Consider the following 23,072-nt stretch of genomic DNA (forward strand, 5'->3'; position numbering starts at 1 on the left):
TATTGAGGTGATATCATGAAAAACGTATTAGGACGTGAACTTCCAAGCTTCATAGAAGGATATGGAGAGGTTGTGCCTTTTGAAGGAGTATTTGCTAGAGCTGGAGAAAAGAAAAAAGCTGTAGTTAATGTAAAATCAGTAACTCCAATGGATAAAAAATTAGTAGATAATATAGAAGAAGCTTTAGATAAAGTAGATTTAAAAGATGGAATGACAATATCATTCCACCACCATTTAAGAAATGGTGACTATGTTTTAAACATGGTAGTAGAAGCTATAGCTAAAAGAGGAATAAAAGATATAAGAATAGCAGTAAGTTCTATATTCCCAGTACATGCACCACTTGTAGAATACATTGAAAGTGGAGTTGTAACTAGAATATGTGCAAACTATATATCAGGACCAGTAGCTAAAGCTATATCAGAAGGAAAACTACAAAACCCTGCTGTTATGCATACACATGGTGGAAGAGCTAGAGCTATAGAAAGTGGAGATTTACACATAGATGTAGCATTTATAGCAGCACCAGCTTGTGATATGTATGGAAACATAAATGGATTATACGGAAAATCAGCTTGTGGAGCATTAGGATATGCTGTAAGTGATGCAGAATGTGCAGATAAAGTTGTTGCTATAACAGACAACTTAGTTGCTTATCCAAACTGTCCAATAGAAATAGCTCAAATCTACGTTGACTATGTAGTAAAAGTAGATTCAATAGGAGATCCAGCAGGAATAGTTTCAGGAACAACTCAAATAACTAAAGATCCAGTTGGATTAAAAATTGCTAAAATGGCATTAGATTCTATGATAGCATCTGGTCTTGTAAAAGAGGGAATGAGCTTCCAAACAGGTGCAGGTGGAATATCTCTAGCTGTTGCAGCAGAACTTAGAGAATATATGAAAAAAGAAAACATAAAAGGAAGCTTTGCATCAGGTGGAATAACTGGATACATAGTTGATATGTACAGAGAAGGATTATTCAAAAACTTATTTGATGTTCAATGCTTTGACTTAAAAGCAGTAGAATCTTACAGATCATCTCATGAACATATGAGAATGTCTGCATCAATGTATGGTAACCCAGACAATAAAGGTTCTGTTGTAAATAACTTAGATATAGTTATATTAGGAGCTACAGAAATAGATACAAACTTTAACGTTAACGTAACTACTGCTTCTGATGGAACTATAATGGGTGGTTCTGGTGGACACAGTGATACAGCAGCAGGTGCTAAACTTACAATAATAGTTACTAAACTTGTAAAAGCAAGATTACCTATTATAAAAGATAAATTAACAACAATTACTACTCCAGGAGATAGTATTGATGTTATAGTAACTGAAAACGGAATAGCTGTTAATCCAAAGAGAACAGACTTAATAGAAGCATTAGGAAAAACTAACCTACCTGTAATGACTATAGAAGAATTAAAAGCTGTAGCAGAGAAAATGACTGGTACACCAAAAGCAATCGAATTATCTGATGAGGTTGTAGCTGTAGTTGAATACAGAGATGGATCAGTAATTGACGTTATTAAAAAACCACTTTAATAAAGTTAAAGATACAGTTAGTTTATAAATTGAAACTGTCTAAATTTAGAATAATATTCTATACTTTAGACAGTTTCTTTATTTAGGTGAGTTTTAAAATTATTATATATTATATAAATATAAGTAAATACATTTATAGAATATATAATAAAAAATATAGTAAAATATATAAATAGCAATTATATGATTAATAAATGTATACTTTGAAGGTGGTAAAAATATGAGCAAGTATTTTTCAATAGGTGAAATGGCAAAATTACATAAAATAAGTATCCAAACACTAAGATATTATGATCAGATAGATTTATTTAAGCCTATTTATGTGGATAAAGAAAGCAATTATAGATATTATTCAATAGATCAATTTTCACAATTGGATATTATAAAATACTTAAAATATTTGGGCGTTCCATTAAAGGAAATAAAGAGTAAATTAAATGAAGATAATGAAGAAAAATTAGAACTTCTAAATAAAAAAATTGATGTAGTTAATGATAAAATAAAAGAGTTACAACTAATAAAAAAGGTTATAGAAACTAAAAAGGAAATAGTGGAAAAGGGATTAAATGCTGATGATATTGGCAAAATACATAAAAAATATATTGCAAAACGAAGTATACTATCTATGATATATGAAGATGGGTTAACTCCAAAAGAGACGCTAGAATTATCTAGAAGATACATAGCAAATATATTAGAAGAAAATATATCTGTATTTTATGGTGGTGTAAGTGGCTTAGCTTCAATGAAAAAAATTATAGAAAAAGGTATTGTTGTATATGAAAAAAGTTTTGTTGCAGTTGAAAGGGATCTTTTTAATAAAGGTGCACAGAAAAACATAACAGAAATACCAGCAGGGGATTTTATATGTATGACATACAAGGGGCCATATAATGATAACTACAAACATTTTAAGAAAATTATTGATTATATTGAAAGTAATAATATTCAGGTGGAGGATTATATGTACGAAATACCAATAATTGATCCACTATCAACTAATAATGAAGAAGAATTTATAACAGAAATTCAAGTATTAATTAAGAAAAGAGAAATAGATTTTAGGTGTTTAGTTTAAAATATCAGTACATACTATGTATTGGTATTTTTTTATTTAAATAAAATTAAGAAAATTAAAATTTATAATAAAAAAATATTGACTCTCTAGTAACTATAGACTTTATAATCATCAATGTAAAGAAAATTTCAAAAACATTAAATTTAAAATTGCAATTTATAAATTTTTAAATCTTTGAGAAATTAATTCAGATTTTGGAGGCAAATAAATTGAGTAATAATTTAAATCACGATTTAGAAACTAAAATAATTCATTGTGGACATAATGCAGATTCATCTACTGGAGCATTAGCAAGTCCAATATATCAAACAGCAACATTTGCAGCAAAGTCAGTGGAACATTTTGAAGAGTTATGCAGAGATTTTGGTTATGTTTACACAAGGGAGTGTAATCCAAACCTAACTGAATTAGAACTTAAACTTGCTATGCTAGAAAATGCAGAGAGTGCTATTGTTAGTACATCTGGTATGGGAGCTATAACATCAACTATTTTAGCATTAGTAAAAAGTGGTGACCACATAGTTAGTTCTGATGGAATATTTTCACACACTAAGCTATTTATGAATGAGTTATTGGGTAAATTTGGAGTTGAAGTTACATTTGTAGATGCAACTAATTATATAAATGTTAAGAATGCACTTAAAAATAATACAAAGTTAGTATATATTGAAAGTCCATTAAACCCAACATTAGATTTAGTAGATATAAAATCTATATCAGAAGTTGCTCATGAAAATAAGAGTTTAGTTATAGTAGATAGTACATTTGGAACACCAATAATACAAAAACCTATAGATTTAGGTGCAGATATAGTGGTTCATAGTCTAACTAAATTTATAAATGGACATGGAGATACTTTAGGTGGCGCAGCTATAGGATCAAAGGAGATCATAGATTTAATAAAATGGCCTAGTCTACCATGTTTTACAGGTGCATCTCTTCCACCAATGAGTGCGTGGATGATAATGCGTGGAATGAAAACGTTAGATATGAGAATGAAAAAACATTGTGAAAATGCATTAACTGTAGCTGAATATTTAAGTAATAGAGATGATATTGAAATAGTTAAATATCCAGCATTAAAATCACATCCACAATATGATTTATGCCAAAGACAGATGAATGGGCTTGGTGGCGGAATGGTTTCATTTAAATTAAAAAATGAAATCAATGGATTAACTAGAGATGAAGCAAGTAGAAAGATGATAAATGGATTAAAGTTATGTACTATTGCTACAAGTTTAGGAGAAGAGCATACTTTGGTTCAAATGAATGGAGAAAATCTTATAAGATTAGCCATAGGATTAGAGTCTGCAAAAGATATAATAAATGATTTAGAACAAGCATTAGAAAATTTAGTTTAAGTGTTAAAAGTCTAAATATAGGGAGAATTAAAAATGGAAAAAAGCAAAAATATAAAGAGGTTTTTGATAATATTCATATTAGCATTTGGTACGACTGCAATGTATAGCTTACCTTATATGAAATCATCATTTTATGATCCTATGCAACAAGCATTAGCATTATCTCATACTCAAATAGGTAATTTATTAAGCTTATATGGAGTAGTTGGTATGGTTTCATATTTTGTTGGTGGATGGTTTGCAGATAAATTTTCTGTAAAGAAATTAATATCATTTTCTTTAATAGCATCAGGAGCTATAGGATTTTACTTTTCAACATTTCCATCTTACAAGGGATTAATTTTAACATTTGTATTATGGGGAATAACAACAATAATGACATTCTTCGCAGCATCAGTAAAAGTTGTAAGAATGCAAGGAAGTGAATCAGAACAAGGTAGAATATTTGGATTTTATGAAGGGTTATCTGGAATATCAGGAACATTAATATCTTTTATAGGACTATATTTATTTGGTAAATTTGCAGAAATAACTGTAGGATTCAAGTATGTTGTATGGTTATATTCAATAGCATCAATAATATGTGGAATATTACTGTTTGTGTTAATTGAAGATAAAAAAGAAGAAAATGAAAAAAGTGAAAACACTAGTTTTAAATCTATCATTAAAGTTGTTACTATGCCTAAGGCGTGGTTAATAGGAATTATAATATTTTCAACTTATTTAGTATTTTCAAGTTTAACGTATTTAAGTCCATATTTATCAGATGTATACGTTATGCCAATGACTTTAGTATCTGCTATTTCTATAGTAAGAACTTATGTTATAAAAATGGGAGCATCTCCAGCGGCAGGAATAATAACTGATAAAGTAGGATCATCAATAAAAGTTATGTTTGTAGGATTCATATTAATGGCTTTAAGTACATCAGCATATTTAATAATACCTAAAGATCAGAGTTTTATATGGATAGCTATTATAAATATGATAATACTAAGTGCAATATTATTTGGATTTAGAGGAATATACTTTGCGTCAGTTTCAGAATCTAATATACCACTAGAAAGTACAGGAGCAGTAGTTGGATTTGCATCATTTATAGGATTTTCACCAGATGCATTCTACTATACTCTTGCTGGAAATTGGCTAGATAAGTATGGACAAGCAGGGTATACATACATATTTGTTCTTTCAGTAATTTGTGCAGTATTAGGTATATTTGCAACATTTATGTTAGCTAAAATAAATAAAAAAGAAAAAATGAAGGCTTAGTATAAATAGAGTATATACAACAAATAATTATTTAATAAGAAGTAAAGCTCTACCTAAATTTAGATTTAGGTAGAGTTATTCCAATTTTAGTTTCAAATTTTAACTTTAAATTTAAGAAAATTTAGGAAATAATATATTGAGTCTATGGAGGAAAATTATGCTTACATTATGGGAAAATGGGATTATAGTAATATTTGCGCTGATATTATTAGCTATAGGATATTATTTCTCTAAAAATGTAAAAAGTATGGAAAGTTACTATTTAGGAAATAGAAGTTTACCTTGGTCATTAATAGTTGGAACATTAGTGGCATCATGGTATGGAGGGGTAGGAACTGTTGGAAGTGTTGAATATGCAGCTATATATGGGTTGTCAGCATGGGCTGTGTGGTCAATAGCTGCACATATAGGTAGAATGCCATTGGCATTGTGGGTTGGTCCCAAAATTCATATAAGAACTAATATAACAGTGCCAGATTTATTAGAAAGCTTTTATGGAAAGCATGTAGCCATACTGGGTGCAATACTTATGTTTGTATATTGTGCACAACTTGGTGAAATAACAGCCATGGGAACAATTGGTCAAGTAGCATGGGGGTTAGAAAAAGAAACAATAGGATTTATATTAGTATTTATAGTTGTAATAATAACTGTGCTTGGCGGATTTATGGGAGTGGCAATAACTGATATGATACTATTTTTTTGTATGGTTATTGGACTAACAATGGTTATGCCAGGACAATTTGAAAATATAGGCGGTTTTGCTGGAATTACAGAAGCATTAAAAAGCTCGCCAGAACTTATGCATCCAACCAAGGGAATGTCTACAATGAAAGCTTTAATGCTGATAGTATATTCTTTTGGAGCGTACTCGGACCCCACTTTTTATCAAAGGTTTTCGGCAGCAGATTCACCAAAGGTTGGTAGAAGAGCATTATTAACTTGTTTTTCATTGTGGATATGTTTTGATTTAGTATTAGTTATTACAGGGCTTATAGTTAGGGCAACATATCCAGAAATGGCTCCAGCTGCTGGATATATAACTTTAGTTTTAAATACATTACCTAAAGGAATAAGAGTAATATTTATAATTGGTATATTAGGATCTATAATTTCTACATTAGATAGTTACTATCTTGCTGCAGGAGCTACACTAGCAAATGATATATATGCAAGAATAACAAAAAAAGAATTAACTCAGATGCAATTAGTTAAGTTTACAAGAATAGGTGTTATTTTAGCAGCTGTAATGGGATTAAGTGTTGCATTTAAATTTGAAAATGTATATGATGCTTGTATTTTTGTAGGGAGTATTTGGATGGGATCAGCATTTATACCGATAGTTGGTGGATTACTAGGTAATGGTAGGCGAACAGCTTTAGGTGGTATGTTGTCTATGATTGTAGGTGGTTGTACATTTGGATATTTAAAAATGTTTCCAATAAAAGCAATAGAAATAGAGCCACTTGTTATAGCTATTCCACTTTCATTTATAGCATGGCTTATAGGAAATAGAATAGGTAAAAATTTAAATGATAATGAACTCAAAATAGAGGAGAATTAATATGGCTAAATTAGTATCTAAGGTTAAAAAAGATTTAGAGATAAAATGGATTGGAATAGATGGTTTTTTAGTATTGTTATATTTTTTTATAACAGCATTTATATTTTATGGAATTGCAACAAAAAATGATTTTATAATAGGAAAATTAATTCCATATGGAGTTATGTTTGTGGTAACAATTATATTTTGTGATTATTTAAAACAAATATATAAAATGATAAAAAATAGATAGTTATAAAAATGAGAAAAAAGGTGTTAAATGTGGCAAAAATAAATGTATTAGAAATAAAGATTAGTGAAGAAGAAGCTATAGATAGCGCTAAATTGAAATGTAAATCTATTTTTTATAGAATACTCTTGAGGGCGAAAAAGATAGAGGAAGTAAGACTTCACTATATAGAGTTTAAATTAGTTACTGTACAGATATACAACAAGAGGCAAGATAAAGAGGACACAATAAAAATATTGGTAAATGGATCTACGGGTGGTGGAAGTATAATTCAAGACATTCCAAAAGATTTAAGCAATAAAGAAATAGATGATGATATAGTTCAATATTCAGATAAAGATAATGCTAGAATAAGGTCAAAGGCTATGAATATGGCAATGAGAATAAGTCACAAATTTATGGGTGGAACACCTGAAATAAAGATTAAGAATATAGAAAGTATTTTTAGACCGTACTGGGTTGTATTTTTTGATAAGGTTCAACAAAATAAAAGAGTAATATATATACCAATAGAAGCTGATGGGTTTAAAATTAGTAGAAATTAAATTAATTAGTCACATTATTTCCAGAGAAATAAATACTAAAAAGAAGAATAATTATATTTAATGTAAAATAAATTTATAAATAAGTACATTTTTAAAATAAAAGTAATATTATAAATAGTAGATAAATTTTAAATATAAAATTTATCTAAATGGAAAATTGAATATATATAATCTATAGGGCAATTAAATTTAAATAGAAAATTAGAACCCTATAAAGTAGATTTATAAGTTTTATATTTATATATTAAGACTTAAAATATATAAGTTCATATAAGACTTTATCTATATTATATTGATATAGGAGTGATAACATGAAAAAAGATGAGAAACTAAAGCTATTTCTAGTGTTATTGCCATTTTGTAATGATATAGATTTGGAGCAGAATAGAAGTAATGAACTTAAGATTAAATTTAATAGAAAAAGATTTTATATAAACAATATTTTATATAAAGAAAGAAATGTTCCTGAATTTATAATGGATTCATATAAAGAAGAGTTAGAAGTACTACCTGAGTATATTTTGAAGTATTATGTTTATCATGGAGTAAAAATGTATGTAACTAATAGAAAATTAAGGTTTTTAATAAGAAATGAAATAGGATATGATTTAGGTCCTGCTGAAATAGGTGGAGTTTTCATTAATTTGCCAGACAAATTAAAAGGATACGTTTCATCTAATTATTATAGTTATCATTATGTGTTACTTCATGAGTTAGGACATGGAATAGACATAGTAGAGAAATTTTATGGTATAGGCTTTGAACCATCAGCAACTAATGAATTTAGACAAATTTATTTTGAAGAAGCACAAAGAGTATTTAATAGACAAGGAATGGTATATGCAAATTCACCAAAAGAATACTGGGCTCAATGTTTTGCATTATATAATTTAGATCAAGAAACACTAAAAAATAAAGCCCCTAAAACATTTGCATATATGGCTTTAATACTATTAAATATAAAGATGCGTATAGAAACTTACAGAATAGCTATGTAAGTTTTATAAAAAAACAAGTTAAAAAAGGAAGCACGAATTTAATTATTCGTGCTTCCTTTTTTATGGATTAGAGAATTAAAAACTAGAAATGTTGTCATAAAGAAGAGTTTATATATAAAGCTATTATATTAATTCATATAATAAGAATTGAAAAGTAATTAAACTTACAATATATAAAAAAAATGAAAAAAGATGTATAATAAGCTTTGGGAATTTACAAATAAGCAAGTTTAAATTTAAGAACACTTTAAATGTGAAAATGGACTTATCAGGATGATATAAAATATTTAAGGGTGGGAGGATATATGCTAAAAAAAATTAAAATTAATAAGAAACTTTTGAAACAATTAGATTTTATTACTATATTAACAGTTATAATTTTAGGTATTTTTGGTTCAATAAATATTTATAGTGCTACTCATTTAAATTGTGGAAATCATTACTTAAAATCCCAGTTAATAGGGATTGCAGCAGGTATGGTCATTATATACCTTGTATTGATACCTGATTATGCAATTGTTAAAAGATATGCCAATATAATATATTCATTTGGGGTATTTTTACTTATTCTTAATTGCCTTCCTATGTTTAAGTCTACAGTTAATGGAGCTTCTTCATGGATAAAGATAGGACCAGTTTCAATGCAACCATCAGAATTTGCAAAAGTCGGTATAATAATAATGCTTGCAAAAGAATTAGATGATATGGAAGGTAACATAAATAATCTAAAAAATTTTATGAAACTAACAGCATATGCAGCATTACCAATGATACTTATAGTTACACAACCAGATATGGGAATGATGATGGTTTGTTTTTTTATTGTACTAGGAATATATATTGTTGCTGGATTAGACTTTAAAATAATAGGCGGAGGACTTGCAATACTAACAGGGCTAATTTGTATAGTATGGAATTCACCTATTATGCAGACATATTGGAAGACTAGGCTATTGTCATTTTTAGATCCAGATGCAGATCCGTTAGGAGCTGGATTTCAGCTTTCACAATCAAAACTTGCTATAGGCTCTGGTGGTATTTTAGGAAAGGGCTTTTTAAAAGGGAGTCTAACAACTGGTGGATTTATACCAGAAGCTCATACAGATTTTATATTTTCAGTTATAGGTGAAGAATGGGGCCTGATTGGAGCACTGTTTGCATTAATGTTATATGCAATAATCATTTACAGACTTATAAAAATAGCAAAAAATTCTAAAGATATATTTGGAACAATCGTTTCAGTAGGATTAATAGCTACTATGTTATTTTCTATATTACAAAATATAGGTATGACTATTGGGATAATGCCTATAACTGGCATTACATTACCATTTTTAAGTTATGGTCGTAGTTCAATGCTTACAGCATTTATGAGCATTGGAATAGTTTTAAATATAGGTATGAGACGGAAGAAAATCAGCTTTTAAATTTAAAATGTAAATTTGAATAATAAATCATATTAATTTATATTTTATTTATATGTTTAATTTAGTATATTAGATTTAAGTAAATCATGAATGGGGTGTTAAATTTGACGAACAGATATAATTGTTTAATATGTGGAGATGAACTTGAATATTTTGACGAAAGTAAGGAAATGGAATGTTATTTCTGTAAGAAGAAATTTATGTCAAATGCTAGCTGTAAGTCTGGACATTATGTATGTGATAGTTGTCATAGTTTAGGGGCATTTGAAATAATAAAAGAGTATTGTTTAAATACTAATAGTGTTAATCCAATGGAGATGGCAATAGATATTATGAAGCATCCAGCTATAAAGATGCATGGACCTGAACATCATTATTTAGTACCAGCAGTTTTAGTTACAGCATATATAAATAAAACTGGAGAAAATGAAAAATTAGAAAGACTTTTAAATGAAGCATCTAAGAGAGCAAAAAATGTATTAGGTGGTTTTTGTGGATTTTATGGTGCATGTGGTGCCGCTGTTGGAACCGGAATATACATAAGCTTAGTATTAGGAGCTAGTCCATTATCTGAAGAAAAATGGGGACTTACAAACTTAATGACAAGTAGAAGTTTAGAAAAAATAGCATCATTTGGTGGACCGAGATGCTGTAAAAGAGATACATGCTTAGCAATAGAAACTGCAATAGAATTTACTAAAAACAATTTAAAAGTAGAACTTGATAATATAAACAACTTGAAATGTTCATTTAATAAAATGAATGATCAATGTCTAAAAGATAAATGTAAGTTTTACAGTAAAGTATAATTAAGGCGTAAACAAAAAACTAGCAATTATGCTAGTTTTTTTAGTTAGATTTATTCATCATTTTCTTTATTATTAGGTTTATCTTCAGTGGGATGGTTTCCCATAAAAGAACTTTTTATAGATTTAGGATTACTAAGTTTTAACTCTGTTATATCAACTTCATAATTATCAATTAGCTCCATTATTTCAGGATGATTATTATTATATTTTTTAAAGAATTTATCATAGTATATTTTTATTACACCTGCAATAGGAACTGCAAGAAGCATTCCAAACATACCGTAGAGTTTACCACCAACAGTAATAGCAAATAAACAAGCTATAGGATTAATACCAACACTGTTAGATGACATTTTAGGACCAAGCCAGTTTCCATCTATTTGTTGCAATATAAATAAGTAAATTAAAATTATAAAGGCTTTCATAGGACTAATAAATAAATTTAATATAGTTCCGAAAACAATTCCTATAAATGGTCCAAAATAAGGAATCATATTAGTTACACCAAATACAATAGAAATTAACACTATATATTTAGAATGTATGAATATAAGACCTATGAAGCAGGCAATTGCAACAATAGTAGATTCGACAGCCCTAACCCATAAGTAAGTGCTTAACATATAGTGTACGGAATGAATGAATGTTAAAAATTTCTTTCCTAAATTCTCTCTAAAAACAAAGAATATAAATTTACGAGATGATTTTAAAAGCATTTCTTTGTAATACAAATAATAAGCTGCGATTATAAGTGCAAAAATCCAATTAAAAACTGAAAGTGTAAAAGTCACCAAAGAAGAAAGGGCCGTATTAAATAATTTTGTAGACCATTCACCAATATTTTGAATTAAATTTAGTTTCTTTGCTAATTTATTGGCAAGGTCAATACTTAAATTGTTTTGAAGCCAGTTGTCAGCAATAGTAACCATATCTGGTATGGAATTAACAAGTGCTTTAATATTTGAAATAACTTCAGGAAGAACATATACAATACAAAATGCAACAATTAGAGAAACCACAATGAATGTAATAAGAAGACTTATACCACGAGAAAGATTACATTTAGTTTCTAAAAATCGCATTAATGGATTTAAAATATATGCAATGATAAATGCAAGAAGGAATGGCCATAGCAGATTTAAAGTAAAATTATATAATGTGGCAAGTAAATTAGCATTGTCAATAAGTTTTATACCGATATATGCTAATAAAATTATCAATATTATATAGAAATTGGATTTAATTTTTTCTTTTAGCTTGTCCAAATTCATTCTTAAAAACCCCCTTTTCAGATTGGTATATTATGATTATAAACAAAATAATTATAAATTATAACCATTATACTGGAAAATAAATGATTTAAATAAAATAAATGGTTATAAAAACAAAACTAGTATTGTAAATATTGTGAAAATTCATTAAAATTAAAATATAGTTGAATGTAGGAATGAAAACCCTATAACAAATGGAGATGATTATAAAGATGGGAAATGTAACCCAATCGCTTAAAAGAATAAGAATGAAAGGAAGTGAAGTTTTTCCAGCACTTAAACATAAAAATTTTAGGTATTTTTGGCTTGGTCAATGTGTATCACTTATAGGAAGTTGGATGCAAAGCACTACTCAAGGATGGTTAGTTCAAGAAATAACAGTCAATAATTCAGCATTTTTATTAGGTCTTTTAAATGCACTTCAATTTACACCTATGATGATATTTTCACTTTTTGCTGGTGTATTTATAGAAAGATTTTCAAAACGGAAAATTCTTTTGTTTACACAAATAGGATTAATGGCAATGGCTATTATACAAGGAGTACTTGTTTTAACAGGAACAATAAAATATTGGCATCTGCTTGTAATAGCAGTTATAAATGGAATTATTAATACGATAGATATGCCAACAAGACAATCTTTTGTAATTGAATTAGTTGGAAAAGAGGATTTAATGAATGGTATTGCATTAAATTCATCAGTATTTAATGCAGCTAGAATGCTTGGACCAGCTGTGGCTGGAATAATAATTGCATATGTAGGAATAGCAGGATGTTATTTAATAAATGCAGTTTCATTTATACCTGTTATATATGGAATATCTAAAATAAGAACAGTATATAAGAAAAAAGAAAGTAAAGATATAAATGTAATTAAGGATATAAAAGATGGATTAATTTATATAAAAGGCAATAAGGTTCTTGTAAAAAGTTTTGCTTTAATAACTGTTATGGGTATATTTGCATACAACTACAATGTAATAATACCATTGTTTGCAGTTGAAACATTAGGACTTTCAAGTAAAGGATATGGATTTTTAATGTCTGCACTAGGGTCAGGTTCACTTATAGGTGCACTTTTAATGGCAACAAGAAGTAAAGGCGGTCCTAAATCTAAAGTTATAGTTGGAGCATCTTATATAATGGGGGTATTACTTATAATTTTAGGAATAAATAGAAATCAATATATGATGGCTGGTCTTTTAGCTTTTGTTGGAATATTTAATATAACTTTTTCAACAAATTCAAATTCAACAGTTCAGCTAAATTCAAAGGATGAATATAGAGGCAGAGTTATGAGTGTTTACAGTTTGCTTTTTGCAGGGGTTACTCCTATAGGAAGTTTATTTACAGGCACTATATCTAATGAATTTGGACCTTCTAATGCATTTGTTTTTAGTGGAATTATATCTATGATATTTGTTACTATAGTGTTAGTATTTGGATCATCTAAAAAGAGAAAAAAAGTTAGTAATGTGTAGGATATGGTATGAAAATAAAATAAAATGTAGAAATTTATATTTTTCTTTGATATAATTAGATTTAATGGCTAAAAAATAGATAATAAGCCAGTATAATTAAGAATATTAAAGTAAAAAAGGATAGCTGCGTATATAAGAAACAACATTATAATATACAAATAGCTATGAATTTTTAATAAAGTTAAAACATATTTTATTATAGCAGTGTAATATTAAGTTGCTTTAAATATGTTTGAAGGATTAAGTTTTATTTTTGCTAATATGGGTTTTATATTTAACTGAATTAGTAAAAATAAATAATGTAGAGGGGTTAATAAAATGAAGACGACAAGCTAAGATATGTCAGTTAACACTTTGGACTTATTCTAAATTTATTGATTAGTTCATAAATCATATAAGGCAGCTTGATTTTAGTATTTTGACCAATATTACCCCTTGCAATTTTTTATGCAAGGGGTTTTTTATTGATTAAAATTAAACACTCAATACATAGTATAAAATAAAAATTTAAATAAAATCAAAAAACATTAATAAATAATGTAAAAAAACAAAATAATAAAGTAGGGGTGATTTTCTTGATTGATGTAATGGTTCAATTAAAAGGAGTTAGTAAAGCATTTATAGGAAGCGATGGATTGGCGGTTAATAATATATCACTGGATATAAATAAAGGTGAATTTTTAACTATTTTAGGTCCAAGTGGATGTGGTAAAACAACAACACTAAGAATGATAGCTGGGTTTGAAAATCCAACAGAAGGACAAATTCTAATAGATGGAGAAAGTGTTTCTAATGTACCAGCATATAAAAGATGTGTAAATACTGTGTTTCAAAGTTATGCATTATTTCCACATATGAATATTTTTGATAATATAGCATTTGGTTTAAAGGTAAAAAATAAAAAAGATAGTGAAATAAAAGAAAAAGTTAGTGAAATGTTAAAGATGGTTCAATTAGAAGGGTATGAAAAAAGAATGCCAAGTGAACTATCAGGTGGTCAAAAGCAAAGAGTTGCCATAGCAAGAGCGGTTATAAACAACCCTAAAGTTTTGCTATTAGATGAACCATTAGGAGCATTAGATTTAAAACTTAGAAAGCAAATGCAACTAGAATTAAAGCAACTTCAAAGAAGACTTGGAATAACATTTATATATGTAACACATGATCAAGAAGAGGCATTAACAATGTCTGATAGAATAGTTGTTATGAACAAAGGTGTTATAGAGCATGTTGGAACTCCAGCAGAAATATATGAAAAACCAAAAACAAAATTTGTTGCAAACTTTATAGGCGAAACAAATTTATTTGAAGGCACTGTATTAGAAAAAGGTGAAGTTTTATATCTAGTTGATAATGAAATAGGTGAAGACATCTTTATTGGAGAAAAAGAAAATACTCTAACAGAGGAAATTTGTCTAGCCGTTAGACCAGAAAGAATAAAATTATCAAATAATATAGATGATGGTATGGCAGGAGTAAAAGTAAACATAAAAGAGAGAATTTATAATGGTGCTGTTATAAAAACTGTTGTTGTAACTAAAAATGGAATGGAGTTTGTTGTATCTGAGCCAATAAGTGATGTTTATTCACTAGATAATGACATGAAACCTTCATTGTTTGCTACTTGGAATCCTAAGCATGCAGTGGTGGTTCAGTAATGAATAAAACAGAAAATAGAAAGAATAGTAAGCTTAAATCTATACTAAGCACCGTAGGACCAGTTGGATTATGGCTTATAACATTTTTTGTTGTACCACTGATATTAGTATTTATATTTAGCTTCTTATCAAGAGGAGAGTACGGAAATATACAATTACCTTTTACGTTGGACAATTATAAAAGATTAATGACACCTATGTATTTTGAAATACTATGGAAAACTGTACTTATTGGAATATTAACTACAGTAGGATGTTTAATAATAGGATATCCATTTGCATATTTTATTGGAAGAGCGAAGAAAAAACATAGAACATTATTATTATTGTTAGTAATATTACCATTTTGGACTAATTCATTAGTTAGAACGTATGCATGGATAATACTTTTAAGAACAGAGGGAGTTATAAATGCAATATTATTGAAAATAGGACTTATATCAGCACCGCTTGAAATGTTATATACAGATGCTGCGGTGTTTATAGGAATGCTTTATATAATGTTACCATTTATGATACTTCCAATATATACTTCAATAGAAAAATTAGATATGAGTTATATAGAAGCGGCAAATGATTTAGGAGCCTCACCATATAAAACATTTAGAGAAATAACACTTCCACTTACTAAACCGGGAATTATTGCCGGTTGTATGTTGGTGTTTATACCAACTCTTGGATATTTCTTTATTTCAGATTTAATGGGTGGAAGTAAAACTATGCTTATATCAAATTTAATAAAAAATCAATTTTTAACAGCAAGAGATTGGCCTTTTGGGTCTGCTATAGCTGTAGTTTTAATAATATTAATGTTAATTGCAATTGGAATATATTTTAAAGCTACGCAAAATAAAGAAGGCACAAAGGAGGTAGTATAATGAAAAATAAAAAAAGTGTATTTCCAAAAATATATGCAACATTAGTTTATTTATTTTTATACTTACCTATATTTGTGCTTGTAGTATTTTCGTTTAATAAGTCTAAATTAAATGCTACGTGGACAGGATTTACATTAGACTGGTATAAAAAGCTTTTGACTAATCAACAGATTTTAGTTGCATTAAAAAATAGCTTGTTAATTGCATTTGTAAGTACAATATTTGCAGTTATAATAGGAACGCTTGCATCAATAGGTATGTATAGATACAAGTTTAAAGGAAAAAAGGCAATTGAAGGACTTTTATATGTTCCAGTTGTTATACCAGAGATAGTTATGGGTATATCAATGCTTGTATTCTTTTCAATGATTAATTTGGAAGCTGGACTTACAACATTAATACTTGCACATATAACATTTTGCATAGGTTATGTTGTAATAGTTGTAAGAGCAAGGCTAGAAGGATTTGATGGTTCAATAGAGGAAGCGGCACTTGATTTAGGAGCAACACCTTGGCAAACACTAACAAAAGTAACGCTACCTATAATATCACCAGGAATTTTAGCTGGTGCCATGCTTGCATTTACTTTATCTTTGGATGATGTAATAATTAGTTTCTTTACAGCAGGACCGCAAAGTAACACATTGCCACTTAAAATATTTTCAATGGTTAAATTTGGAGTAACTCCAGAGATAAATGCGTTATCAACACTTATGATGATATTTACTTTAACTATTGTTTTAATTGCAGAAGGAATAAGAAGAAATGCATTAAAAAATAAAAAGTTAAAGAAATTTTTAAGTGTAATAGCTTTAGCTATGGTTGTATTTTTGGGTGGATTTACAATGTTTAATGGAGTTGGAACAGCAGAAAAAGAAACACTTAATATATTTACGTGGTCAGAATTCCTTCCAGAAAAAGTAGTTCAAGAATTTGAGAGAGAATATAATGTAAAAGTAAATTATATGACATTCTCATCAAATGAAGAGATGCTTGCAAAGTTAATGGGTGGAAATGTTCCATATGACTTAATTATAACAAGCGATTATGCTATTGAAGTTATGATTAAACAAGAGTTATTACAAGAAATAGAGAAAAATAATATACCAAATATAAAGAATATAGATGATAATGTATTAGACTTAGAGTTTGATAAAGGAAATAAATATAGTTTTCCATATATGTGGGGTGGAAACTATATAGTAGTTGATAGAAGTAAAGTAGACAAAGAGTTTACAAGTTTTGAGGATTTATGGGATCCGAAGTTTAAAAACTCACTAGTAGTTTTAGATGATTCTAGGGTTATGATAGGACTTGCCCTTCAAAAGAATGGATATTCAATAAACACTACAAATATTGATGAATTAAATAAAGCAAAAGAGGATTTAATAAAATTAATGCCAAATATAAAAGCATTTGATAGTGAATCACCAAAAACATTACTTATAAATGGTGAAGCAGTAGCAGGATATGTTTGGGGAACTGAAGCATACCTAGCAAAACTTGAAAATCCAAACTTAGAAACTATTTTAACTAAAGAAGGAGCGATTCCACAATATGATAACTTTGTTGTGCCCAAAACAGCGAAGAATAAGGCACTTGCAGAAAAGTTTATAAACTATATATATGAGCCAGAAGTAAGCTTTCAAGTTTCAGAGGAGTTTCCATATGCTAACCCAAACAAGGAAGCTCAAAAATTAATGCCAAAAGAAAAATTAGAAGATATAGCAGTATATCCTCCAAGAGAAGCAGTTGAACATAATGAGCTTATAAAAGACGTAGGAGAAGCTACTAAACTATATGATGACATATGGACACAAGTAAAAAATTCTAAAGGAAAATAGAAAAAGTTTTTTATGTGTATTTGTATGTATAATTAAAACTAATCTACACATAATACTATTGTAAAACAAAACTGAATGTAGGAGGGAACAAAGATGAATAATCCAAGTAACCAAAGCATTCATACTGATGAGGCTAAAATGGCTAATACAGCTGAGGATGGTCCAATTGAAAGGTAAGTCCTATAGATTATGTTAACTTAAAAGAATTTAAAAAGTTTTATTAAATTGATAAATCTATAGGACGGTAAAGTTTTACAAAATAGAAGGAACTTATTTATTATTCATGTAAAAGTGAAGAATAAATAAGTTCTTTTTATTTAATTAATTGGTATTTCTAAGAGGGAAAGATAAAATAAAGCAAGGTTATAAATATTGACCACTTAATGTATAATTTTAGGTTTTGAGGGTACAACTTAAGATAAATGAAAAGATAAAGGAATGATATTAGTTGGATAAAAAAATTAAAAAGGATATTTATCATATTCATGATAAATCCTATAAAGATTTGTATTCAAAAAAGGAAATAGCACTTGATTTATTAAAGAATTTTGTAAACAAGGAGTTTACAAAGGGGTTAAGTGCAGAAGATTTAACACTAGTTAACAAGTCTTACATAGCTTCTGATTATGAAGAATCTGAATCAGATATAGTATATAAAGCAAAAATAGGAGATAGTGAAGCAATATTTTATATACTTTTAGAATTTCAATCAAGAGTTGACTACACAATGCCAATAAGGCTTTTATTTTATATTTGTGAAATACTTAGAGAGTATTGCAAAAATGCAAAACATGATAAAAATGATAAGAATATAAAAATACCAGCAGTAGTTCCAATTGTTTTATATAATGGAACAAAGGTTTGGGATGCACCAAATGAATTTAGAAAAATGTTCTATAATGAAGATAAATTTCACAATGGAATTTTAAATTTTAGATATGATATAATTGATATAAACAACGGATTTACAAAAGAAAAATTGGTGGAAAATAAAAATGTAACATCAGCTATATTTTTATTAGATCAAAAAATAACACCAATAGAGTTTTTAGAAAGAGTTAAAACAATAGCATTATTCTTTGATAAACTTACAAAGGAAGAATTAAAAGCTATAAAACATTGGATAAAAAATACAACCGAGGATAGACTAGCTGAAAAGGCAAGGGAAGTTTTAGACGCAAGTAAAGAGGAGGTTAAGAATATGGTAGCTAACAATGCATTTATAATAAAAGAAATGGAAGAAAAAGCAGAGAAGAAAGGAATAGAAAAAGGAATAGAAAAAGGAAGAGAAAAAGGAAGAGAAGAAGAAAAATTAGAGCTAACTAGAAATTTATTAGATATTTTAGATGATGAAACTATAGCATTAAAAGTAGGACTTAACATAGAAGTAGTTAAAAAAATAAGAAAAGAAACTGAGGCAGGTGGATAACCTGCTTTTTTATGTTTGAAAATAATAATTAAATAGTAACAGTTAGTATAAAAAATAAAAGTTAGTAATGATACGCAAAATGTATGAAGAAGAAAAAGAAGATTGTAGAAGGATTACAAAACATAAGATATATATTATAATAAGTATTGAGAAATAAAGAGTTAATTTAAAAGTGTATGTGTATAAAACCTTGGAGGTATATAATGAAAATGTATGATTTAATTGTAATTGGTGGAGGGGTCAGTGGAATGATAGCCGCAATTACAGCTAAAGAATATGGAGCAGAGAGAGTTCTTGTATTAGAAAGAGAGTTTGAACTTGGTGGAACATTAAATTATTGTGTTCATAATGGGTTCAAAAGTAAATATACAAGTGGTGATTTAACAGCTCCAGAGTATATATATAGTTTGGTAGAAAAATTAAAAGAATGTAATATAGAATATAAAACTTTAGCAAATGTTATAAGTATTGATAAGGATAAAAAAATTACAGCTGTAAGTGAGGAAGGAATATTAACACTTAAGGCAAATGCAATAATAATGGCAATGGGAACAAGAGAACGTCCTTTAGGATATAAAAATATTTTAAGTCATAGATGTGCTGGAATAGTTAGTGCAATGTCTACTTTGAAGTTAATAAATAAAAGGGCTACTTTGCCAGGAAAAAATGTATTTATATTAGGTTCGGAAGATACAGCTATATTTGCTGCTAGAAGTTTGATTTTAGAGGGAGCAAATGTAAAAGGAATAATAGAAACTACAGATAAGATTAAAGCTAAGAGTCATAAATCTAAGCAATTTGTTGAAGAGTTTAATTTAAATGTTATGACAAACTCAAGAGTTACAAAAGTTTTTGGAGAAGGAAGAGTAACAGGAGTAAACATAAGTAAGCTTGATAAAAATAAGAGAATTATAGAAGGCTCTAAACAGTATATGGATTGTGATACATTAGTATTATCCATATATATGAAGGCTGAATCAGGAGTTGCAGAAGAATTAGGAATAATTGTTGATAAATATGGAAAGATTTTAGTTAAAGAAGATATGCAAACGTCAATCACTGGTATATTTAGTTGTGGAACAATAGTTTCAGGATACGAAACTGCAGATAAAATCACAGAAGAAAGTGAAAAGGCAGCAATAGAGGCTGTGAAATATTTAGGAACAATAAAAAATGAAAAATAAGGAAAAAATAATTAAGTTTGCAAATTCAATAGGAATTGATACTATAGGGTTTACAAAGTGCAGGAAATTTGAAGAATTAATATCAGAATATGAATATAGGAATTTAAATAAACTTAAAGTTGAATTCGAAGAAGAAGAAATTGAAAAAAGAATCAATCCATTTTTAATAATGGAAGAAGGAAAAAGTATTATATCAATAGCAATTCCTTATTTTCATGAGGATAATAAAAAAGTAAATAATTTTTCAAAATACACAGTTGGTGAAGATTATCACCTAGTTGTAAAAAAGTATCTACAGCTTATCTGTGGATATATAGGAGAATTAGGTGGAAGAGCAGAAGCTTTTGTGGATAATAATCCATTGCCAGAAAGATATATAGCATATTTATGTGGAATTGGATTTGTTGGGAAAAATAATACATTTATAACTGAAAAATATGGTTCATATATTTTTTTAGGTGAGATTATAACTTCTTTGAACTTAGAAAGTGATGAACCAATAGATAAAGATTGTGGTCAGTGTAATATGTGTATAAAAGCATGTCCTCAAGGTTTATTAAAAGAAAATAAAATTGAAAATAATTTTAATAAATGTTTATCGTATATAACTCAAAAAAAGGAACTTTCAGATGATGAAATTAAAAGTATAAATGGAAGGATTTTTGGGTGTGACATATGCCAAGATGTATGTCCATTAAATAAAAATGCAATAGAATCAAACTTTAGTGAATTTAAGGCATTGCCATTTATGATAGAAGATGAAATCGAAAATATAATTGCTATAAATAATAGTGATTTTAAAAATAAATATAAAAAATGTAGTTGTGGATGGCGAGGAAAAAATATTTTAATAAGAAATGCATTAATTAAGTATAAACATAAGAATAAAATGGACGTAGATAATATAGAAAAAAATATTAATTCTCCATACATAAAAGATTATTATAATAGATTATTTAAAAGATAATTTTAAATAGGATTAATAAATGAGAAGGGTGATTATATATGGATTTAAAGCATCAATTAGCTCTTGTAGAAGAGTTACCAAAGGATATGAGAGAAAAAGTACTTAGAAGTAAAATAGAAGAGTGTTGCAAGACATACGGACATTTAAAAATTAATGGTGAGGAAAACTTAAAAGGTATAGAAGGACCTATAATTTTCATATCAAACCATTTAAGCAATTCTGATGGAATGTTTTTAGATATAGCATTAAAAGAATACAAGCCAGTATTTGTAGCAGGAGAAAAACTTAGTAAAAATCATTTTACAAACTTAGTTTTAGATTTAGTTGAACGTGTTATTATAAAACCAAATTCAGCAGATAAAGATGCTATAGCAGCAGTTATAAATACGTTAAAATCAGGAAGAAACATAATGATATTCCCAGAAGGAACAAGAAGTAGAACTTGTGAAATGATAGAGGCTAAAAAAGGAATAATTTTAATTGCAAAACTTTCTAAGGCAACAATTGTTCCAGTTGGAATTACAGGAACAGAAAAGTTTATGCCAATAAATAAGAATGAAATGGAATCAGAAGAAATATGTGAAGCTAATGTAGAATTAAATGTAGGAAAACCATTTAAGTTACCAGCTAAGGAAAAAGATGAAGATAGAAATGAATATCATGAAAGAGCACTGTGGGAGATAATGACATCAGTTTCAACATTATTACCAGAAGAGTATCAAGGATTTTATAAGATAAATAAATAAAAAAAAGGAGATATGCGAAGTTAGTATATCTCCTTTTGTATTTTAATTTAGAAATTTTTTTGAATGCTATTTTTAGGGCATGCATTTAAACATTCGTTGCAGTGTATGCAATCAGAGTTTAATACATATCCATTTTTATAATCTTTAGGTGATATGCCCATAGGACATGTTTTAGTGCAAATATTACAATTTATGCAGTTACTACTTACCTTAAGAGATATTTTTTTACCTCTAATTTTCGTGATTAATGAGGCAATTGAACCCATGGGACAGAAATTACACCAGGTTCTGTGTGATATGAATAAACCAAGTACAATTCCAACAATTGATGTTCCGACAATTATACGATAAAAAACTAGGCCTATTCCAAATAAATTACCCCAATTTTTACTCACTCCATTGGCAAACATATATATTATAAAAAGTACCATAAACGCTCTAAGAAAAATACTTCTAAAAAATCTTGGTACTTTAATTTTAGGTGATACATAAGACAAAATGTTATCAAAAAAACTACCACGAGGACAAAAGTTTCCACACCAATATCTACCTTTACCAAATAATGAGATAATTATGGGAGCAACCATACAAATTATAGCAATAAGTGCAAATCTCATATCAAAAAGAGATGCAATTAAAAATACTAGAAAGATTATATAACCATATTTCTTAAAAAAGTTCATAACAATATCTCCCTTATGTTTAATTGGATTTTATAGTTAATTGTATGATTTAATATTTATTTTATGATTAAATGAGTATTTATAAAATTAT

General features: G+C 28.0%; 20 protein-coding genes. 18 read left to right on the plus strand and 2 right to left on the minus strand.

Annotated features, from left to right (window positions below):
• The first annotated feature begins 15 nt into the window (after positions 1 to 15).
• From citF to AC07E4_RS04775, 10 genes are all read left to right on the plus strand, one after another.
• Complete coding sequence (gene citF / locus AC07E4_RS04730; protein ID WP_478215827.1) at positions 16 to 1,554, plus strand: citrate lyase subunit alpha; 1,539 nt, start codon at positions 16 to 18, stop codon at positions 1,552 to 1,554.
• Positions 1,555 to 1,774: 220 nt separating this feature from the next.
• Positions 1,775 to 2,632: a MerR family transcriptional regulator gene (locus tag AC07E4_RS04735; protein ID WP_478215828.1), complete on the plus strand. Its 858-nt coding sequence runs from the start codon at positions 1,775 to 1,777 to the stop codon at positions 2,630 to 2,632.
• A 209-nt stretch (positions 2,633 to 2,841) separates the two neighbouring features.
• Complete coding sequence (locus AC07E4_RS04740; protein ID WP_478215829.1) at positions 2,842 to 3,996, plus strand: trans-sulfuration enzyme family protein; 1,155 nt, start codon at positions 2,842 to 2,844, stop codon at positions 3,994 to 3,996.
• A 33-nt stretch (positions 3,997 to 4,029) separates the two neighbouring features.
• Entirely contained in the window at positions 4,030 to 5,268 is a 1,239-nt protein-coding gene (locus AC07E4_RS04745) for an MFS transporter (protein ID WP_478215830.1), read from the plus strand.
• A gap of 157 nt (positions 5,269 to 5,425) precedes the next feature.
• Positions 5,426 to 6,832 (plus strand): sodium:solute symporter family protein, encoded by a 1,407-nt coding sequence (locus AC07E4_RS04750; RefSeq protein WP_040327583.1) that lies wholly within the window; start codon positions 5,426 to 5,428, stop codon positions 6,830 to 6,832.
• A 1-nt stretch (position 6,833) separates the two neighbouring features.
• Positions 6,834 to 7,064 (plus strand): hypothetical protein, encoded by a 231-nt coding sequence (locus AC07E4_RS04755; protein ID WP_040327584.1) that lies wholly within the window; start codon positions 6,834 to 6,836, stop codon positions 7,062 to 7,064.
• A gap of 29 nt (positions 7,065 to 7,093) precedes the next feature.
• The gene (locus AC07E4_RS04760; RefSeq protein ID WP_242838403.1) at positions 7,094 to 7,606 is read left to right on the plus strand and encodes a hypothetical protein; all 513 of its coding nucleotides are present in this window, start codon (positions 7,094 to 7,096) and stop codon (positions 7,604 to 7,606) included.
• Positions 7,607 to 7,917: 311 nt separating this feature from the next.
• Positions 7,918 to 8,604 carry an anthrax toxin lethal factor-related metalloendopeptidase gene (locus tag AC07E4_RS04765; RefSeq protein ID WP_040327586.1) on the plus strand — a complete coding sequence of 229 codons (687 nt, stop codon included), beginning with the start codon at positions 7,918 to 7,920 and terminating at the stop codon, positions 8,602 to 8,604.
• Between the two features lie 305 nt (positions 8,605 to 8,909).
• Positions 8,910 to 10,031: a rod shape-determining protein RodA gene (gene rodA, locus AC07E4_RS04770; RefSeq protein WP_478215831.1), complete on the plus strand. Its 1,122-nt coding sequence runs from the start codon at positions 8,910 to 8,912 to the stop codon at positions 10,029 to 10,031.
• A gap of 104 nt (positions 10,032 to 10,135) precedes the next feature.
• On the plus strand, positions 10,136 to 10,840 hold the full coding sequence (locus AC07E4_RS04775; protein WP_478215832.1) for a DUF5714 domain-containing protein: 705 nt from the start codon (positions 10,136 to 10,138) through the stop codon (positions 10,838 to 10,840).
• 50 nt (positions 10,841 to 10,890) lie between these two features.
• On the opposite strand, the gene AC07E4_RS04780 is transcribed toward AC07E4_RS04775, so the two are convergent.
• A complete protein-coding gene (locus tag AC07E4_RS04780; protein ID WP_051540152.1) occupies positions 10,891 to 12,111 on the minus strand; it encodes an AI-2E family transporter in 1,221 nt (406 codons plus the stop codon).
• Positions 12,112 to 12,323: 212 nt separating this feature from the next.
• Here AC07E4_RS04780 and AC07E4_RS04785 point away from each other — a divergent pair, with 212 nt between their 5' ends.
• The 8 genes from AC07E4_RS04785 (at position 12,324) to AC07E4_RS04820 (ending at position 22,298) form a co-directional block, all read left to right on the plus strand.
• A complete protein-coding gene (locus AC07E4_RS04785) occupies positions 12,324 to 13,592 on the plus strand; it encodes an MFS transporter (RefSeq protein WP_203226290.1) in 1,269 nt (422 codons plus the stop codon).
• A gap of 575 nt (positions 13,593 to 14,167) precedes the next feature.
• The gene (locus AC07E4_RS04790) at positions 14,168 to 15,250 is read left to right on the plus strand and encodes an ABC transporter ATP-binding protein (protein WP_040327593.1); all 1,083 of its coding nucleotides are present in this window, start codon (positions 14,168 to 14,170) and stop codon (positions 15,248 to 15,250) included.
• The gene (locus AC07E4_RS04795) at positions 15,250 to 16,128 is read left to right on the plus strand and encodes an ABC transporter permease (RefSeq protein WP_430829095.1); all 879 of its coding nucleotides are present in this window, start codon (positions 15,250 to 15,252) and stop codon (positions 16,126 to 16,128) included. Before AC07E4_RS04790 ends, AC07E4_RS04795 begins: the two co-directional genes overlap by 1 nt.
• The gene (locus tag AC07E4_RS04800; protein ID WP_101541688.1) at positions 16,128 to 17,972 is read left to right on the plus strand and encodes an extracellular solute-binding protein; all 1,845 of its coding nucleotides are present in this window, start codon (positions 16,128 to 16,130) and stop codon (positions 17,970 to 17,972) included. Before AC07E4_RS04795 ends, AC07E4_RS04800 begins: the two co-directional genes overlap by 1 nt.
• A gap of 448 nt (positions 17,973 to 18,420) precedes the next feature.
• On the plus strand, positions 18,421 to 19,401 hold the full coding sequence (locus AC07E4_RS04805; RefSeq protein ID WP_478215833.1) for an Rpn family recombination-promoting nuclease/putative transposase: 981 nt from the start codon (positions 18,421 to 18,423) through the stop codon (positions 19,399 to 19,401).
• A gap of 203 nt (positions 19,402 to 19,604) precedes the next feature.
• Complete coding sequence (locus AC07E4_RS04810; protein ID WP_478215834.1) at positions 19,605 to 20,585, plus strand: NAD(P)/FAD-dependent oxidoreductase; 981 nt, start codon at positions 19,605 to 19,607, stop codon at positions 20,583 to 20,585.
• Positions 20,575 to 21,552 carry a tRNA epoxyqueuosine(34) reductase QueG gene (queG, locus tag AC07E4_RS04815; protein WP_478215835.1) on the plus strand — a complete coding sequence of 326 codons (978 nt, stop codon included), beginning with the start codon at positions 20,575 to 20,577 and terminating at the stop codon, positions 21,550 to 21,552. The genes AC07E4_RS04810 and queG overlap by 11 nt, the downstream gene beginning before the upstream one ends.
• Positions 21,553 to 21,590: 38 nt before the next feature.
• On the plus strand, positions 21,591 to 22,298 hold the full coding sequence (locus AC07E4_RS04820) for a lysophospholipid acyltransferase family protein (RefSeq protein WP_040327599.1): 708 nt from the start codon (positions 21,591 to 21,593) through the stop codon (positions 22,296 to 22,298).
• A gap of 47 nt (positions 22,299 to 22,345) precedes the next feature.
• Here AC07E4_RS04820 and AC07E4_RS04825 read toward each other — a convergent pair whose 3' ends face one another.
• Positions 22,346 to 22,981: a 4Fe-4S binding protein gene (locus AC07E4_RS04825; protein WP_478215836.1), complete on the minus strand. Its 636-nt coding sequence runs from the start codon at positions 22,979 to 22,981 to the stop codon at positions 22,346 to 22,348.
• Positions 22,982 to 23,072: the final 91 nt, after the last annotated feature.

Source organism: Clostridium amazonense (genome assembly GCF_056431285.1).